This is a genomic window from Shewanella xiamenensis (genome assembly GCF_024971755.1).
Taxonomy (GTDB): domain Bacteria; phylum Pseudomonadota; class Gammaproteobacteria; order Enterobacterales; family Shewanellaceae; genus Shewanella; species Shewanella xiamenensis.
Window position 1 is genome coordinate 154,580 of record NZ_CP079718.1, and the last position, 17,681, is coordinate 172,260.

At 39.8% G+C, this 17,681-nt stretch carries 18 protein-coding genes and 1 pseudogene; 6 read left to right on the forward strand and 13 right to left on the reverse strand.

The annotated features are described in order from the left end of the window. Positions 1 to 4: 4 nt before the first annotated feature. The 3 genes from KXJ80_RS01760 to KXJ80_RS01770 are packed head-to-tail and all read right to left on the reverse strand — an operon-like array spanning position 5 to position 2,668. On the reverse strand, positions 5 to 1,288 hold the full coding sequence (locus KXJ80_RS01760) for a TolC family protein (RefSeq protein WP_218737688.1): 1,284 nt from the start codon (positions 1,286 to 1,288) through the stop codon (positions 5 to 7). Positions 1,289 to 1,301: 13 nt separating this feature from the next. Then, positions 1,302 to 2,282, reverse strand: a complete 981-nt coding sequence (locus KXJ80_RS01765) for a M56 family metallopeptidase (RefSeq protein ID WP_208660736.1) — start codon at positions 2,280 to 2,282, stop codon at positions 1,302 to 1,304. An 8-nt stretch (positions 2,283 to 2,290) separates the two neighbouring features. Further along, positions 2,291 to 2,668, reverse strand: coding sequence for a BlaI/MecI/CopY family transcriptional regulator (locus KXJ80_RS01770; protein ID WP_208660738.1), 378 nt, complete (start codon positions 2,666 to 2,668; stop codon positions 2,291 to 2,293). An 89-nt stretch (positions 2,669 to 2,757) separates the two neighbouring features. Here KXJ80_RS01770 and KXJ80_RS01775 point away from each other — a divergent pair, with 89 nt between their 5' ends. Further along, the gene (locus KXJ80_RS01775; RefSeq protein ID WP_208660740.1) at positions 2,758 to 3,108 is read left to right on the forward strand and encodes a DUF3147 family protein; all 351 of its coding nucleotides are present in this window, start codon (positions 2,758 to 2,760) and stop codon (positions 3,106 to 3,108) included. A 489-nt stretch (positions 3,109 to 3,597) separates the two neighbouring features. Here KXJ80_RS01775 and KXJ80_RS01780 read toward each other — a convergent pair whose 3' ends face one another. From KXJ80_RS01780 to KXJ80_RS01800, 4 genes are all read right to left on the reverse strand, one after another. Continuing rightward, positions 3,598 to 4,005 (reverse strand): hypothetical protein, encoded by a 408-nt coding sequence (locus KXJ80_RS01780; protein WP_218737689.1) that lies wholly within the window; start codon positions 4,003 to 4,005, stop codon positions 3,598 to 3,600. A 710-nt stretch (positions 4,006 to 4,715) separates the two neighbouring features. Then, positions 4,716 to 5,207, reverse strand: coding sequence for a hypothetical protein (locus tag KXJ80_RS01785; RefSeq protein WP_218737690.1), 492 nt, complete (start codon positions 5,205 to 5,207; stop codon positions 4,716 to 4,718). A 573-nt stretch (positions 5,208 to 5,780) separates the two neighbouring features. Next, positions 5,781 to 6,500: a hypothetical protein gene (locus KXJ80_RS01795; RefSeq protein WP_218737692.1), complete on the reverse strand. Its 720-nt coding sequence runs from the start codon at positions 6,498 to 6,500 to the stop codon at positions 5,781 to 5,783. A 301-nt stretch (positions 6,501 to 6,801) separates the two neighbouring features. Beyond that, positions 6,802 to 6,969 carry a hypothetical protein gene (locus KXJ80_RS01800; RefSeq protein ID WP_218737693.1) on the reverse strand — a complete coding sequence of 56 codons (168 nt, stop codon included), beginning with the start codon at positions 6,967 to 6,969 and terminating at the stop codon, positions 6,802 to 6,804. A gap of 292 nt (positions 6,970 to 7,261) precedes the next feature. Between KXJ80_RS01800 and KXJ80_RS01805 the strand changes: the two genes are divergently transcribed. Then, complete coding sequence (locus tag KXJ80_RS01805) at positions 7,262 to 7,396, forward strand: hypothetical protein (protein ID WP_256930985.1); 135 nt, start codon at positions 7,262 to 7,264, stop codon at positions 7,394 to 7,396. Between the two features lie 202 nt (positions 7,397 to 7,598). Here KXJ80_RS01805 and KXJ80_RS01810 read toward each other — a convergent pair whose 3' ends face one another. The 3 genes from KXJ80_RS01810 to KXJ80_RS01820 form a co-directional block, all read right to left on the reverse strand. After that, positions 7,599 to 7,988, reverse strand: coding sequence for an H-NS histone family protein (locus KXJ80_RS01810; RefSeq protein ID WP_218737694.1), 390 nt, complete (start codon positions 7,986 to 7,988; stop codon positions 7,599 to 7,601). Positions 7,989 to 8,527: 539 nt separating this feature from the next. Next, complete coding sequence (locus tag KXJ80_RS01815; protein WP_218737695.1) at positions 8,528 to 9,793, reverse strand: hypothetical protein; 1,266 nt, start codon at positions 9,791 to 9,793, stop codon at positions 8,528 to 8,530. A 4-nt stretch (positions 9,794 to 9,797) separates the two neighbouring features. After that, positions 9,798 to 10,913: a nucleoid-associated protein gene (locus KXJ80_RS01820; RefSeq protein WP_218737696.1), complete on the reverse strand. Its 1,116-nt coding sequence runs from the start codon at positions 10,911 to 10,913 to the stop codon at positions 9,798 to 9,800. A gap of 575 nt (positions 10,914 to 11,488) precedes the next feature. Here KXJ80_RS01820 and KXJ80_RS22465 point away from each other — a divergent pair. The 3 genes and pseudogenes from KXJ80_RS22465 to KXJ80_RS22475 form a co-directional block, all read left to right on the forward strand. Then, positions 11,489 to 11,816: pseudogene (locus KXJ80_RS22465) on the forward strand (transposase); the annotation flags it as partial. Positions 11,817 to 11,858: 42 nt separating this feature from the next. Next, complete coding sequence (locus KXJ80_RS22470) at positions 11,859 to 12,068, forward strand: transposase (RefSeq protein WP_375164131.1); 210 nt, start codon at positions 11,859 to 11,861, stop codon at positions 12,066 to 12,068. After that, positions 12,058 to 12,411 carry a transposase gene (locus KXJ80_RS22475; RefSeq protein ID WP_375164132.1) on the forward strand — a complete coding sequence of 118 codons (354 nt, stop codon included), beginning with the start codon at positions 12,058 to 12,060 and terminating at the stop codon, positions 12,409 to 12,411. Before KXJ80_RS22470 ends, KXJ80_RS22475 begins: the two co-directional genes overlap by 11 nt. 281 nt (positions 12,412 to 12,692) lie before the next feature. Here the strand turns inward: KXJ80_RS22475 and KXJ80_RS01830 are convergent, their stop codons facing one another. Next, on the reverse strand, positions 12,693 to 13,064 hold the full coding sequence (locus KXJ80_RS01830) for an antitoxin Xre/MbcA/ParS toxin-binding domain-containing protein (protein ID WP_218737697.1): 372 nt from the start codon (positions 13,062 to 13,064) through the stop codon (positions 12,693 to 12,695). 609 nt (positions 13,065 to 13,673) lie between these two features. Between KXJ80_RS01830 and KXJ80_RS01835 the strand changes: the two genes are divergently transcribed. Then, complete coding sequence (locus KXJ80_RS01835) at positions 13,674 to 13,844, forward strand: hypothetical protein (RefSeq protein WP_218737698.1); 171 nt, start codon at positions 13,674 to 13,676, stop codon at positions 13,842 to 13,844. A gap of 372 nt (positions 13,845 to 14,216) precedes the next feature. On the opposite strand, the gene KXJ80_RS01840 is transcribed toward KXJ80_RS01835, so the two are convergent. Then, positions 14,217 to 15,722 carry a TniQ family protein gene (locus KXJ80_RS01840; RefSeq protein WP_375164133.1) on the reverse strand — a complete coding sequence of 502 codons (1,506 nt, stop codon included), beginning with the start codon at positions 15,720 to 15,722 and terminating at the stop codon, positions 14,217 to 14,219. 387 nt (positions 15,723 to 16,109) lie between these two features. Beyond that, the gene (locus KXJ80_RS01845; RefSeq protein ID WP_218737700.1) at positions 16,110 to 17,672 is read right to left on the reverse strand and encodes a TnsD family Tn7-like transposition protein; all 1,563 of its coding nucleotides are present in this window, start codon (positions 17,670 to 17,672) and stop codon (positions 16,110 to 16,112) included. Positions 17,673 to 17,681: the final 9 nt, after the last annotated feature.

Consider the following 17,681-nt stretch of genomic DNA (forward strand, 5'->3'; position numbering starts at 1 on the left):
AATCTCACTGAGAAATGGATGTGCCCGTTAGGCGTTGAATTTCAATATGTTGTAAATGCAAACTTTCAAAGGCATCCAGCAACTGATATTGAGCACTGAGTAATTCCCGATACACGTCATTGTATTGGTTGTAGCTGAGCAGACCTTTATCAAAGGCATTACTCGCCTCAGACAGAGCTTTTTCAAGGGTTGGCACTATGTCACTGCGTACTGTATCGATAACATGTGCAGAATGTGCCATCTCCTGTAACAGCACATACAGCTGGGCATCCTGAGCCTGCATTAATGCATTTTGCTCATTGGCGAGTACATCTTGCTGTGCTTGCAAGGCGGCTATTGTTCCCGCATTACGGTTACTTGAACCCCAAGGGATAGAAATACCCGCGACTAAGCCAAAATCATCGCTCGCCTCATAGCGCCTCACACCAGCGGTCAATTGCCACTGTGGTTTAGCTTCAATTCGCGCAAGCTCTATTTGCGATTGAGCAATGCGCTGCGCAGTCGCAAACTGTTGAAAACGAGGGTGCTTTTTTAACAAGTTAAACTGACTGTCAACTGATGGCACTTTGGGCATATCGAGCAGATTGCCGCTGAAGCGATAGGATACCTTAGGCTTTCCCCACAGTGACGCTAATTGATATCGGCTTGCTTTGAGTTCATGCTCAATATCTTCGACGGCCAAGCCACGACGGATAAGCTCAGCCTTTGCCAACTGTGTTTCAACCGCAGAACTCTTTCCCGCTTGCACACGTTTAGCAACGGTTTTGACAACTTCTTTTGCCTGCGTTTCTGCCATTAGATTGAGCTTGAGGCGTTCTTGCTTCACTAACAAATCAACAAAATGTTGAGCCACCTGTGAAGACAAATCCAAGGCTTTGATTTGTTTTTCTATCTCTAGTTGAGTGGCCTCTGTTTTAGCCGCGTTAACACGACTATCAATCAAATCCTGCTGCAGTAACCATGAAAAAGTGAGCGTAGATTGCATACTTTTCAGGGCACTGTGTTCACCCGTACCCAGTGCATCCTCTATCATCAAACCAATTTCAGATCGTGCCCCCATACTTGCCTGCTGTATTCGACCTTCCATTACTCGCTGTTGCGAGGTGTATATCTGTAATTCAGGGTGTCGTTGCAGCGTCAAGGTCACAGCATCGGCTAAAGTGAGTGATTGCGGTACTTCATCCGATACAGCGACGCCAGGGAATACTAAACACATTCCCAACACAACAGCAGAAAACCGACAGCCAATCGGTTTTTTGGTTTTGACTTTAAAAGGCATGTCTCTCATTCCCAATCCTTTTTTAATGGGTGAAGAAGGTTTCGATAATGTGGTGGAGACTATCGACCGTAGAAGCGGTTAATAGTGGGATTATGGCTAAAAATACCAACGTTAAACCGATCACCAATCGGGAAGAAGTTAACCCTGGTTGGATCAGTCGCTGTACTCGAACACTGGTTTGATCGTTACCGAAATAACTTGTCTGTAAACCATCACAACCAAGAGTGACGCTTCGCTGCATTCGAGCGACATTTATCAAGGCTTGAGCGACATCTAGATTGTCATGCTCAGAGGTCACCGCATGATCTGCAAGCTGTTCAGTCAACAGGGTAAAATGTCCGATCAAACCTCGTTTAACCACCTTAGGATAAAAACCTGCAAACGCAGCAAAGATGACTTTTAATAAAGGGTCTCGTGCGATGACATGCGCCATTTCATGTCGAACAATAATATCGAGCTGCTGTTCTGTAACCTTTTCTAGCAATCCCGTAGTTAGGTAAATTTTAGGAGATATTAGACCTGTGGTGAAGGCTGCAGGAATTGTTTGTGCTAACGAATAATAACGCTGCTTGGTTTTAGTGATCTGAGGTTGGATCTCTGATAATCCAATCAGAGATCCCATGGTAGATGATTGCTTTTTGCGCACGTAAATGGTCATGACCATCGACCATACTAAATAACCAGAAGCCAATAACAAGGTAACAGCATGCCAGCTGCTGAAGCTAAAGATGTCGACATGATGCCAATGGGCGAATTCATTTAACCAAGCAGTAGAAAACAACTCTTGTGGCCTCGGCCAGAAGAAGGTTGCACAACTTATGGCTACCCACCAAGGTGCCGTGACCAAAGTCCATAGGATAACTTTGCGTAACCTAAAAGTAAGACGCTCAAATCTCGGCAAAGTTAATCGAAGGGCGATTGAGATGCACACAACACTGATAACAAATGCCAGTACTGCAACACTTAGTAAATTTAGTGCTATCGCTAAATCGCCAACAAACATAATCCTAATTATCCTTTCCGAAGTTTACGTTGTTCTTCAATTAAATGTTCTAGCATATCAAGTTGGGCATCATTCAGATTAGCTGAAGCGGAACTAAATGCCGCAATGAGACTATGCTCACCTTCTTCGACAAAGTCGCTAGTAACATTGGTAATAAGCGTAGCGATCAAAGCCTCTCGGTCGACTTTTGCCCTATAAAAATAGGCATGTCCTTGCTTGGTTCGACTCAGCAATCCTTTTTTAAATAAGCGTTCTAAGGTGCTCTGAATGGTATTGAGAGAGTTCCCTCTAGAGACCCCAAGCACTGCATGTACCTGCTTCGCATCAACTTCAGATTCTGTCCACAGATGCTGCAAAACCTGTTTTTCTAGTTCACCTAGCTGCATAACACTTTTCTCTTGCCATAATGAACGATATAGTGACAGAACAAAAACCGATAGGCAATCGGTTTTTGTCTATTCAAGGAGAGGACACTATGGGCTGGTTAATAACGAAGTATCTGATCACAGCAGCTGTAGTCGTCGCAGCTTCTGAGCTTGCTAAACGCAGTGATAAACTCGGTTCACTCATTGTTGCATTACCACTAATAACTATTTTAGCAATGATTTGGCTCTATGTAGAAAAGCAGCCGATGGAGAAAATAGCTAACCACGCATGGTACACATTTTGGTATGTGGTGCCGACTTTGCCGATGTTTTTGATCTTTCCTTCTTTATTGCAGCGCTTTGATTTTTGGCCATCCTTACTAATTGGTGTAGTGATAACCGTACTTTGCTTTGGACTTTTTGCGCTGTTCGTAAAATTATTTGGGATAAATCTAATCTGAAAGCAAAGCAACCTCTATGAAAGAGTCACTTTTTCTTATTACTAAAATTAGGTCAGTCAACGACAATTTATTAAGACAGTTTGCAGAGGCTAAATCGATTTGGGGCATTTTAGAGTTAAAGCCTTAACTCTACTATAGGTTAACGCCCGCTTAAGGTCAGGCAATGCTACTAGTCACTTTCAGCATAACACTGTAATCACATAAACCTACGCATAGTAAAAACGGTCAGATTCTAAGCCGCCGTTGCTTGTGGGATCACAAGTAAAGCCCCATGACGGAGCTCGAAAACACTAGGAATACAACAATCGCGGAGTAACGAGTATCTAAAGAAAGCAGGATTGTATTCACTAAGAGATGGATGGATCGCCGTTCATTACCCTAACCAAAAAGCAGGTTAGGCGTTCTAAATGAACCGACCTGTGCGTAGGTATGCAGGGAGGGGGCTGGAGGTTAGACACCTCCGGCTACCCGATTTGTTTAATATATTTACTATTTAATTGGAACATCTTTTTTGTCAGTAAGCCGATCCTCACCTTTTACATTTTTACTAGTTTTAGGTGTACCATCTAAATTTAAAATAGACTCTAGATCTTGATTCTTTCTTAGGGGTGCGTTTAAACGATATAAAAATTCATTACCGAAACTTGATAGTTTACTGTCAACAATAGGTCTAACCTTATAACCAATAGCTGTTCCAATACAGATACCAAGAAAAGATGGCCCAAGAGCTGGAATTTGAAAAAGAAAAATAAACCACACTCCGACTTGGCCAGAAATTGTAAAAAAAATAATTAATATAATGTTACCTAATACATATATAAGCACAACATATCTAAGTTTGAGAAAGGTACTAAGAACAATAAACAATATTGTGACTACTAGAAAAAAATTAACCATAGTTTAGACCACCTCCGAGGATTGGCATTGAACATAACGTCTTAGTATTTATGCGCTGCACTGTTTGCAGGGCATAAATCGCTTGTTGGACTTGGCCGCTGCCACCTCCATGTAAATGGGTATAAATGATGCTATAGGAATTTGCTTTTTTGCGGTAGCGATTTTTTATACTATTTGATGGGTAATTACTTGATATCGTTTCAGCTTTTTTCTCATCCTGTCACGCTTATTTTTGCTGATGAATCGCTATCTAACGACTCAATACTCCAAGGAACACACCTCCCCTCGGAGTTGCCGTGGAGCGAATAAACAAATGACACTAGTTTTGATCAAAGCACGTGAGCATGAAGCTCACGCAAAATGCCAGCGTGTTGCGCATGAAACAGACTAGGCAAGTCTGATTCACTGTAACGATTTTTAAAATCTCTCATGGGCAGGTCATACTTTTTGGTATTCATTACTTTATGTATCTCAAACTATCAGACTAAGCAAGAGCTAGCCTTCTAGCCGAAACATGGATTGGGGCAGAGACCAGTTAGTGCAAATTTTGCATTAACTAGTCATTCCGCAAATGGGGACAAAAGCGTGATAGCTCTTTTGCTCTAACTTGTCAGTTTCGAATTAAAATTTCTATGGAGATAACGTTCTGCATAGGGGCGTCGCGGCAGCGGCGTCCCAGTGAGCAAGAGCGAAAGATCTTGATGCTGTTTTTATGCATTTTGTTTTTCTGATTGTTTTTTGATTCGTTCAATTCTTCCCTTGTAACCTGATTTTGTTTTGTCATGCAAGCCATATTCAATGGCTTGCTTGCATACTGATATAGCCTTTTCAAATTCACCATCCTCTGTTAATAAGGTGGAATAATTTTGAAAAGTTGTTATTCGTGGCAAGGTACCATCCATATCTTCCTTCAAGGTAGGAACTAAAGAGGGGAATTCTTGTAAATGCAACTTTGCATATTCAATACATAAATTTCGATATCTTTCTGTTTTCCGTTGTTTATAGGTGATATTAACGATGGATTGAAGAAGAAAATGCCGATCAATCGGGTTTGTTTTGGTTTTTACTGCTTTTAACATTTTATCCAGATCACCAGAGGTCCATGCATTAAATGCCGCATCAGTACGCACTGCTTTACCCAAGCGGGTTGTGTAGGATTCTACTTTTTGTTTCTTCCCAAACAGTAATGAGAACAGACTCATAATGATTCCCTTCCTATGTTTACCTAACGATTAAGCTAACGGGCCGAAAAAGCGAAGCTTTTGGACGTCTAGCTAACGAAGTGAGTGATAGTTAAGCGCCTTGTTAGCCACTCCGTTAACTAGTTTTTGAGGGTATTAGAAATAACAGTTTCGGATCTCTTTTTATGCGATTTTTTCAAATGTCGCTCTAAATGGAGACACTGAATTTTGCATATAGGGCAAGCAACCCAGGCTGTTGGTTTGGCTTTAGGTGCTGAGTTTTTTTGCCTTGCTTTGCTTTTTCGGGGCGGCCTTCTTGGTGCAAGCTCTCCAGCTCCAACAGCTCCTCGGGACTCACTTATAACGTCGATATATCCCCACCCGCCACACTTGAAGCAAGACGGGTTATTCCCTTGACAGGTACAGGGTTCTTTCATGAACTCATTTGCCATAACCAATGCTTCCTGCAGGTGTGCCTAAAGCCCTATTAAGGTGCGAGCAACGCAATACCGAAGCTCCCGCATACTAGCTTCAACACTAAAACCAACGCATAGTAAAAATGCCATGCGTTGCGAATCACTCTTAAACAGTTCGTTATGTGTATGACCCAAAGCTTTCCAAAATACTATTTTCTAGCTCTTTCTTCTTCATCAGAGTCTTGTGATTACGAGTTTTAAACCTAATACCAAAAGAGATAAAGTGATGAAAAATAATGAGATGACTTCTATTTTTTGACCAGATGACACACTCATCTTCTGCGATAACCCATGATTTTGAGTTGGATTCTAAATCTTTAATTGGATTACTAGAAAATTTGCTTTCATAATTCTGAGCAAAACTTGAATGAACCTGTTTATTGAAGAAGCGAATATGCATTATGTCTCGCTTTTCGTTGAATATTCGTTGATGCTTTAGAAAATATAGACCTTTGCCAAAAAACGTTGCATAGTCGATCAGCTCTTGACCATAAATAGGCATTTTTGCTTCAACGTGTTCACCCACCTCTACCGCACTATCATACATTTCCCAAAGGCGATTCGGCACACTATTACGTTTAGTGAAAGCACGAACTAGTGCTTTCACTGCTAGCTCATTATCACTGGACTGGCAACGGGCAATCAGACCAAATATTTCATCCAATGTACCTTTTTCTGAGTTGCACTTACGACAGGCATAGAAATCACCCTCACCGTTGTTTCTCTTTCGCGTTAGAGCTGTGTTAGGAACAAGATGCTCAACAGAGCGGCTGTTGTTCAGGTTCTCGCCTTTTACCATTGCCGTCGAACAATAGGGACAAATACTGTTTGCGATCAATTTGTTAGTTCCTCTATACACATAACATTTGTATAGTGCGCATGCGCGTATATTTGGAAAATATGCATGCATATTTAATAAACCTATTATTTGATTTTTGATGAGGAAAAGCTATTTATTTATCAACACCCTACAAGAGTATTGCTGGATAAACGCGCACACAAATGAACAAAGTGAGCATTGGTATTGATATTGAATCGAAAGCGATCAATGACTGCTATTTATCGATTAGTAAAAGTAGGCCAACAGGCTCTTCACAGTTCTTTCCTGATTATTGCCTGTAACTAATAAAGGGGTATGACTAATCCGCAGGACTTGCTACCGAGGACTTTCGTAAGGTCCAGGTACCATCTTTATTATCAATCCACTCAATGACATCAACATCTTGCCATTTTAGGTCTGCAAGATATTCATCAGGTAATCTGAAAAAAGCCTCTCCATCTTCGGTACTTTCGATTTCGACTTTCATTGCTTTCCCTCTCTGGTAATTCCTTAGTCCTTTAGATACCTTGGCTCATTGATAAAATTTGGTCAACTGACACATTGTAAGCGGGTCGCGGATAGATCATGTAAAACAAAGGGGGGCAAAAGCTAGTCAAGGGTAGCGAGGAGATTAGCTTGCCGCATTTTCTAAATATTTGCAGCTACTCCAAAAGAGATATTTTAGCCGACAAAAGCTTTCTTATGTTGCTCTGAATTTACAAACTCCTTACATTTAAATCACTAGGATCGTTCTCTCAACTCTGCGATGGAGATACGTTATGAAGACGCTATCGATTATCTGTCCGCAGGAAGCGCCTGTCTGTATCGATGCTTTGCTCGATTACATTAACACTTGGCATGATGAATTTTACGTCAAAGAAGTAGGTCAATTCGAAATCAAAGTTAACGAATAAATACTTGATAGTGAAAGATTTATCCTCCGAAACATTTCCCTTGGGTTACAGTAGACATTCTTAATTAACCGTTGGCAACTATTGTAACATAGGCAATTTTTGGTAGATTACGCGGGCGGCTATCGCGTACTTAAACGAGTTCTGCAACGCTGAATGAGGCAGAACAAACTCTCATTAGTCTGTTCTGCTATAGGCGGGGAATTTAGATCGAAAAGTCTTCGATTGCACGGCCATTTTCAATTTGTTGTTTGAAAACTGTTGGCATTCTACCTTGCCCTGTCCAAGTGACAGTTTCACCTTCAACTACGATTGAATATTTAGCTGGACGTGGTGCTCTTGTGCTTTTTACTTTAGCAGTAACACCACCAAGATCATCAAGTGACAAACCTGCTGACTCAATCATCTTCTGAAGTTCTGCAATTTTCGCGATTCGCTCAGCATTTGCTTCAGCTTCAGCATTCGCTTCTTCTTCTCTTTCAGCAACGATCTTGCCTAGCTTTTCGTAAACATCTTTTAGTTCAGCAACAGATAGCTCTTTAACCGAAGCTTTTAATCGACGAGCATGAGTTAAGATCTCTAAAAATTCAGACATTGTATTTCCCCAATAAATTTGTATTGCAACAATATAGCTGATTTTCAGTTTGTAATGAATAAATAAAGAGTTTCAATTTTAATAACTTTTAAAATGCAGTTTTCGCGAGTTATAGCGCTTAATCGACGTGCTTTACGAATTATCGTGACAAACTTGTCTCAAACTCATTTTATGCAGAAGAATATGCATAAATAGTCACATATCTATCTGTTTTTAATATTTCACTCTTAAAATCAACTCAGACTGAACTCAGAACAAAGTATCGCCTAATAGCTTTAATCTGTAGAGTTCCTTAATTGTCATGAGTAAAGTCTAAGCTTCTTACTTAATGGCCAAATTCACGAAACCACTACAAGGTCAGATTTGCTAAACAACAAGGTACGAACTTTGAAGATCTATATTCACCTTGCTGCCTAGTTGGTCCGATGCAGAGTAAGTTGCTCTGCGGTGATCTAAGGTTCAACATTAATCACGTTGCACACAGCTTAAATCCGCTAAAGTCGTCTCAAGTAGAAATGAGTTTAAGTAAGCGTCAGGGCCTATACCGACAGAATTAACCACGTAATACTTTGTCTTAGCAGACTAGACTCAAGATGGCATAGCAATAACGCAGCCATACATGCCGGAATCCAACTAACAACCCGCAGCCAGATAAGTAAACGTGTTAGCTTACGTTCATTAAGAGACAGCGCATTGGTTGCACCTCTTACTTTTTCAGCAAGTTCGCAGGGGTAAGTCAGCGCTTTCTTGTTTATCTCATCAAATAGCAAAGACCTAGCGTGTTTAAGCCGCGCTAGTTGAAGCTGTTGATTATGCATAACTTCTGCAAGCAGCCAAGAAGTAATAAGTGCAACCAATAGGAGCACAAGTCTCTCGAAAGTGCTTTCCGATTTTACCATCAAAACTAGCGATGCTAGAGAGATGGGGATACCCAGCATTTTACCGGAAATATCATTCAAAACTTTGGATAGCTGGTCAGCTGCAGCGACCTCAGCATCGGCCACCTCTTTACGTGCTTTGTGAAACGCAAAGCCGCTGATATAGGTATCAAAGTTTTTCTTATAAAGCTGAATGAATTCAGACCAGTGCAAAACTAAATGGGTGAATTTATCTTGCGAGTTACTTACTGAATTACTTAAGAATTCAACTAATGTTGAGCGGAAAACTGATTTCTCTCTGCCGATATGTGGATTAACGCCAGCTTGTTGGCCAATTTCGACTAGCGTTGCGATATCAATTAGGGGTGCTTCGAGCAACTGCAAATTCAGCTTAGGTGTCAACTGCAAAGATTTTGTGCTTGCCCCCTCTGTTTCTCGCACAAAAACTAAATTTAATGCATCTTGACCAATTTTCGAATCATGATAGTGAGCAAGATCTTGGAGTTCATGTATTAACAATACTATAGCGCTAAGCTGCTGATATTTTTCCAGACTAGGATTGGATTCGTGTTCTTTAGAATAGTAATCATCCTCCGCAACATAAAATGCAGTCTCAGAACTTCCCTTACTCAGACTTTTATTGCGCTGCAGCAGATCATTGATATCAAGATAAAATTTGCAATCTCCGGTACTAACTTTGTATGTCAGAGTGATCGGCTTACCATATTCAGCAGCCGTAATTTCATCAAGTGTGCACTCGTCCCCATCAACCAGTACCTCATCAAGACTACCTAGCCCTTGTTTATCGATACCTTCGAGCCGTTGATATAGTTCGGCGGTTAGCACAACCGTCGTTTCAAACTGAAAGCCACTGCGAAGAGAAGGTCTGCCCAAGTCACGATAGAAATTAACGAGTTGTTCGAGCATAGCCTCAGCTCTCTACTTTGAGATCACGTAACGCTTCTTCGATCTTCTCCCGCATATCTGCGGGGAGATGCCTGATAATCAATTTTGCACCTTGCTTGTCATACTGGATTTCAGCATCTGATGTTATACCCAGTGCATTTACTTCAAAATTAATATCCCACTTCTCAGCTTTGTGCTTTATATAAGTATGCTTTTTCAGTACAGTTGAACTAACTGGAAATTCGTTCGGAACTGCATTTTTCTCGCCATTTAATCTGGCGTACAATTCTTCCGCCCATTCGTCAGCTTTTTGGTGATCATCTTCTGGGAAATATTTACGGGCGATCGTTTCAACCTTACTTAAAGTTGCCGACTTACCTAACTTCGCACACTCCGTAAGGTATGTGGTTAATTCAACTTTAAATTTGACCCGAACAGGCTTTAACTCAGGCTTCGTTTTGAAAAAATCAGAGGATTCAATAATAACCAATTCTGTTGCTTTTGCTGACGCGGTGCCCTTTGAACAACCCAACGCTTTAATAAAATAACCTGCTGTTGATTTATTGGTCGATGGGCTAACAAAGCTCAGGTAATTAATATCTGTTTTTTCTTCTGGCTTTGCAGTTTTATACTGGCCGAATCGTTCAAAATTAATACGTGCGGCCTGATGTAAGCTGTTTAAATCCAGCTCTTGCACGGTTTCAGGTACCAATTGTTCTGACAATCGGATACCTGCCTTTTTCTTTAGCATAGCGATTAGAAAAAAACGACCATGCTCGCTCTCATAGTCAGCCGCCAGAATATAGCCACCAGAAGCAGCTGGGGTGCTTACAGCTGAACGTTCAAGCTCATCCATAGCGGTGTGCGAAAGTTTAATGAAGTCATCATCTTTAGGTTGTGACAGGTCGAAATAGTCTTTAAACGCAGGGGGAAAGTAACCCGCTTTAGCCCCGTCTAAAAAAGTACCGTAATGCGCACTATTGTTTCGCCGCCCATACAAGCCAGTTACACCTTGAAGTAGTTTCAACACAACAACATTATCTGTCGGCAATACAACATTTTTCTTATCAACAGCTTCAAATGGCTTATGCTGCTCTTTAATCAGCTCGTGAATGATAACTCGATGGATAATGATGCCCATTACTCGTCCTTGATATAATTAATTTATTTAATATTTTGCCTGTAAAGCACTTAATCTGGAAGCCTTTCAGAGGTATTTGAAACATTATCTTTCACAGGAGAATTCAGCTATGTAAATGTTAATTTTTTATTTAAAATCATACACTAAAGAGATTTAAGCATGCATTTAGCACAGTATGCATCTTTGCTTCAGGCAGAAACTCTTACTCTAAATAACCTTTTTGTTGTGTTAGCAATCATTGATACAGCCTCCTTTCTACCTCGGATAATCCTGCAAGAATGTTCGCCTTCGCACGGACTTACTCAATCAGCTTATCAGGTCAATGCTCAGACAGAACTTATAGCCAGTCGATAGAAAATCGATAGGTTCTAAATTGACAGAAGATCCCGCAACGTCGACTTAGAACTTTACCAACTCAAAATTTCACTAAAACTCGGATGCCTTCCAACGCAACCAAAGCTAACTCATTGAAATAATGGAAAATAAAAAACATCTAGCTTTATTTCTTAAATAGGTTGAACTAAAACCGTAGCCGCAGATCTGATCGGCATCGCCTATCAACTTACCCACCAACCGTGTCAAAGCCTCGCTATAAAACAACCAGCTGGAAGCAATACAACCAAGCCTTAATCAACCGCGGTTCACTTACCTTCTGGATTGATGAGGATGCAATTGCTAAGTGGAAAGCCAAGGTCGAGCCACCCAAGAAAGGTCGCCCTCAATTATTTAGCGACTTAGCCAATACCACTGCGTTGATGGTTAAGCGTATTTTCTCTATGCCACTGAGAGCCTTACAGGGCTTTATCAATTCGGTGTTTAAACTGGGTGACATCCCATTATCTTGCCCGCATTACACCTGTATCAGTACGCGCAAAAACGATCAATATTGCTTTTAAAACCAAGACTCGCGGCACCATTGAGCACTTAGCTATCGACTCGACAGGCTTGAAGGTCTATGGCGAAGGTGAGTGGAAAGTGAAGAAACATGGCACAGATGGAAAGCGTCGAGTGTGGCGTAAACTGCATATTGCCGTAGATACACATAGCCATGAAATTATTGCCGCAGAACTCAGTTTATCTTGTGTCACAGACGCTGAAGTGATGCCCAATTTACTTAAGCAAACCCATCGAAAAAGTCCGCAATATCTCGGGTGATGGTGCTTACGACACGAAAGCCTTTCACGAAGCCGTTCGTCGAAAACGTGCTTTAGTGCTCATTCCACCTAGGGAAGGTGCTGCGCTATGGGAACAAGGGCATCCACGAAACTTAGCCGTCAGTTGGCAACAGCTTCATGGCTCAAATAAGCAATGGAAAAAACGGTATGGTTATCATCGCCGCTCAATCTCAGAAACCGCAATGTACAGGATAAAACAACTGCTAGGAGGCACGTTGAGCATGCGAAATTATAACGCTAAGGTGGGAGAAGCTTACGCGATGATTAGGGCTTTGAACAAACTTACTGGGCTAGGTATGCCTGAAACCCACTATATAGCTTGATATTTGAACAATGATAAGAGTTTTGTTCGCCGACTCGATTTAGGAAACAAAGCCCCGGTGAATCACTTTTTGAGAGCAATGTCTTAAGTTTCGAGTTATTCATTTGGTTCGCCCTGTCGAATCGTAAATGAGCCTGAATACAATGTGGAATATTACCCAAATTTGGTCAACCTAACAGGATCGCACATTACAACTTAGGCCACAGAATTATGAATAGCCTCGAGCAATGATGAAAGTTTTGTTCGCTGACTCGATTTAGGAAAAATCAAAGCCACTTAACGTTAGTGAAACAGACTGTCGATGTGCTCAATAACCAATTGAAAATTAAAATCTTCGCCATTCAAAATGAAATCGACGGGCGTAGTGCCATTGAAGGGGGAATTATGGTTAACCATGTTCATAAACCCATAGACATTTTCGGGGTTACTGAATAACTCACGTAAACTAGCGTGAATATTCAATATATAGTTAACTCTTTCAACTTGTTCCAGGCTAAAACTCACTTGTTCAAAATCAACATAACTAAAGTTCTCAGGTAACTTAAGCAAGATTTTAGCTTGCTGTGGATCGCAACTCCATTTCTTCAATATTTTCAGTGCTGCTCTAATTTCAACACTAACAGTTCTTGGTTCATTACTATCAACTTCTGGCATTTAGCCCCCTCAGCTTTCACCTAGTAACTTATTAAGTCTAATAAATTGTTTCTTCTGCCTAAACAGGTGTTATGCAATCTACTTGATAATATCATCTTAGAAGGGAATGACTACCCAAACTGCGCCTTAAGCTAATTTTCATTAACCAGATTGAATGTATGCTTAGCACTACAACTAACCGTCTGATTTAACTTTACATTTCATACCTCGTGAGAGTATTTCCCCATGTTAACGATTCAAGTAAGGCTAAGGACTACGCTCGAAGCTCGAAGCTCGAAGCTCGAAGCTCGAAGCTCGAAGCTCGAAGCTCGAAGCTCGAAGCTCGAAGAGAATGTTTCCCTAACGGCTAGATCGTCAAGGCTTTGTTTCCTAATAGGGAAATCCCATGTTTTTCTGGTTTAAATCAGAATAATATTCTGATTGCAGATAAACGACTGACGATGAAACAAGGGTTTTAAGCGCCATACTGGCGCTCAGGAAGCACTCAGTAGTTATTTGTGCTTTTAGGAAACAAAGCCGATCGTCAATCAAAACCATTTTAACGTGTAATTCCTAGACGAAACAACTAATCTTACTGTTACCAGTAGATGCTTTTAAGTAGGAAGCGATATGAGTGCAGAATATGACAAGCTAGCAGAAGAAAAAAAGAGAAGGCAATTGGCCTATGCGGAACATGTGTTGAGTGGTTCTAAGCCTTTATTTTATGTTGAAAAATCAAAATCAAAAAGCCCTAGGAGAAGTAAAAATATTTTAATAATGCCTAACTTTAAAATAAACTAAATTGAGAACTGCTAACTAATTACTTATCAATATACCAGTTTGTTAAATTATTAATGACTGGGATATGTTTTAATTTGATAAAATTACGATTGCATGGAGCTTTTCTATGGCTTTGTTTCCTAAAAGCACAAATAACTACAGAGTGCTTCCTGAGCGCCAGTATGGCGCTTAAAACCCTTGTTTCATCGTCAGTCGTTTATCTGCAACCAGAATATTATTCTAATTTAAACCAGAAAAACATGGGATTTCCCTATTAGGAAACAAAGCCATGTTCATGAAGAACTAATTATTGGCTGTTTAAGTTTCTTACAGCACTAAAGGGGAAATGTTCGTTCATAAAGCGTGATTGAAGCCGATAGTGCAATAAGCATATTAACTGCTACTTAATATTGCTGCAGTAGAACTGACATCGATAGGTAGAATACCTTCTTTAATCAGCTTAGAATGAACAAGCCCTGAAGATTTCATCACATAATGAATGTTAGCACCAGCAGCAATAGCAGAGCAAGCGATTGCATTTCTTACACAATTCAAGTTTCGCCCATTGGCCGGAATGGCATCAAAAGACTTAACAGATTCAATAATGATCCTATTGAGAACACCTGGTTGAATAGGTACCAAACCAGATTTAGAGGCTACGAGAGGGATATTCAGACAAAATGTTCCATTGAATCTTTTATCTACAAATTTTTTCATTTTTTCTTCAAAACTTCGATGTAAGAGTATTGATCTGTAAGGACTATCCATCTTCTCTCTTTTAAGAGTTAAAACCAGTAGACCAGATATTGAGTCACGTTTAAAATTATTGAATGTAAGATTGTTTTCTCTTGTTATAAGTTCACTATGTGTACCGAAGGTAGATTTCATTAGTGTTAAGATCCATCCGACGATCTCAGCCTCATAACTGAGAGGGTCAAAAGACTCATTCAAATGGGATATAAAATCAGAATACACCGAAATCTGTTGCTTAGTAATATATTCTGGCAAATCTGAGCATTGAAAAACAAAGTCAAGAATACGCTTTATATCCATTTCATCAATAAAGCTTTTCATTGTATCGCCTTCAACATACAAGCAACTCGTCTTGAATGGACATTCTACACAGGAAAGACGAGCTTTATAAAAATAAAACCCATCTTTTAAATAAGCATCAATATTATTTTTTAAATACAACTTAAAACTTACTTTCTCATCACACGGAAAACAATTAAGGTATTGATAGAAAAGGCTAACACGATTATGGTAAGAGCTATCATATTCACTAAAATCGAAGTTTCCGAGATGTTTTTTACTTTTGAAATAATCAATTAATACACATGGAGCAAGTATACTAGATCTATTCTCACATTGATTATTTACGTTAGTAAATTCATATCTAAAGTCAAGCGAACTTCCTTCTAATATATATTTAAAAGTATCAATATAACTTAGTTTTAACTTACTAGCGGTATCATCTATAGTTAGAAGTCTTCTTTGATGAACAAAGCAATTGCTATTGAATAACCAATCTCGCTTAAGCCATGAGTGCCCATGACTAAAATGCTGTTCCGCCACACATAAAGCACAGTACCTCACTGATTTAAATTGATTTTCACCGTTTAAAGTAACTACAGGTTCACCAGGGTAACGATAAGAGATGCAATGATTATTAGGTGCACTTAATATTCTTTTTGAAGCCTCATCAAATAAAATAGGATGACTTTCGCCGATCCAATCAAACAACTTCTTTACCAATTTTTTTCTACTAACAAATTTTCCAATATCCATAAGGATATACTGATAAAAAAATTTTTCTGTTAAAAATCCATTCAATCTAGCAAGTCTAAACACATAACTATAAGTAGATTCACTGGCCATAAGATTCGGAATAATAATGATTAATCACCTTAGCTAATAGATAAACGTTAACTGTCCTGAGAATTTCTCATAAATATTCATATAAATATCCGAACAGGTTTTAGGCCACAATTCATCATCAAAGTTGTTCTACGACGGCTTGAGTCATCATCGAGGCATTGCTTATCTTGAGTAAAGCGGTATTCAGCATAGCGCACCCAAAAATTGGACGAGAATACTCTTGAGCGGCTAAACCGGTATTAGCATGTAAACTGTCTGCTGCGATCCAGAGCTACTTTTCAAGCGGTCCATTTTTTGAAATCTGCCATTTTACTGAATTACCGAATAAAATATTAGGACCGATTCTATCAACAATTTCTAACAAAAAAATACTATTAAAATCGTAAATCTTTAAAAGCAAAAGAAAAATTATGCTTGGATCAACTTATGATACGCATTCATTGTTAAAGGCAACTTATGCTTCTTTTTTGTTAGCCAATCATGACCACCTAGTCGTTTATCTAGTTGGGTTCGTGATAATTGATTGTTATGTTGTTGCATGATGGATATCACCTTATCAACCAACATGGCGTCACGTTGTTGCCAATCGACTCTTGGTTTAGCTATCGACTTTTGAGCTATAGGAAGGTGTGATTCTAGCCATAATTTTTCATATGCATACAGCCAAAAGAAAGCTGCATTACATGAGGACTTAATCTGTTGTCGAATCGCCTTTGGATTACGCCTGATAAATCTGGTGATTTGAAGCTTATATCTTCGTCTTTTAGACTCATGTCGGCATTGCTTACGCCATTGGACTAACTCCGGCAATGTAGAAAGTTGCTGCTCAACACTTCCAACAGATATACCCATTCGCTTTGCAATTGCGTTGCGATGAAAGCCCTTTCTTGCGAGTAACATAATCCTAGATTTCATATCCCCTGTTATCAGTTTAGGTTTAAGGCTAACGGGGATATTAAGCCTTAATGCTAGAGCTTTAACATAACAACGGCTTTTCCCTATAAGCCGCCCCACACTTGCCATCGATTCACCTCGATGCAGTAATGTAATGCACTTGCTTTCAAGTAGCTCTGCTGAAGCTGAATCATTCGGCACAGGATCATTAAGTTCTTCACAAGGCAAATGCTTAGATAGCCAGAATCCCAACAAGAGATATTTAAATGGATGTTGAGAAACCTTACCTGAAAGCAAATACGAAACATATCTAAAGTCTGTTGATGACTCAGGTAATAGATGTTGTGACTGGTAAGCTAGGTCTTGAGTAAATTGATAGAAATCTTCGACGAGTATCTTTCTACGAAAATGCCCATCTTTAGTGACAAAACCTAGTTTATCGAGCATGGCGATTATGTCTTTCACATTGAAGCTCTGATTATTTTTGCTTACACGGTTAAGGTAACTGGCAGCATATTTTGCTAACTCATAGCTAAGCGAACTACTTTTTTTTGGGCTTATATCTACTTGAGGTAAGAAACTATGGCTCAGCTTTGACCTTTCAACAATGGGAAGGTGAACTAACCATACTTGATGCTTATAGCAGGACTCGATTCCAGGAATTTGATGAGGACGATGCCAATACGATATACCAAACTCTTGGATATTTTCTATTGCACATTGGGGACAAAACTTAATAGATAAAGACTCTTTTTCTTTGACACTTGTTAACTGACAAGCCCTGATGGCATAAGCAGCATTACTAGACACTAACCCAGTGGAAATAGTCGATTTATAAGATGGCAAAAAATGAATAAACAAGGGCGCAAGCGTCTGATCACTCATCAGTTCAAATGGCGACTCTAAGCTAAATTTACTGAGTTGAGAAAGTCCGGCAGTCAAATAGGGGTGAATAGTTACCTTGTGATTATCAAAGACTGCCAAGAGATAATTCTCGATTGTCATGCCAGTTAAGGTGAAATGACGGACAAGACGGCTAAACAAGATTTCATCAGGAAAGGCGAGGGGAAGTATCATTCTTCCCCC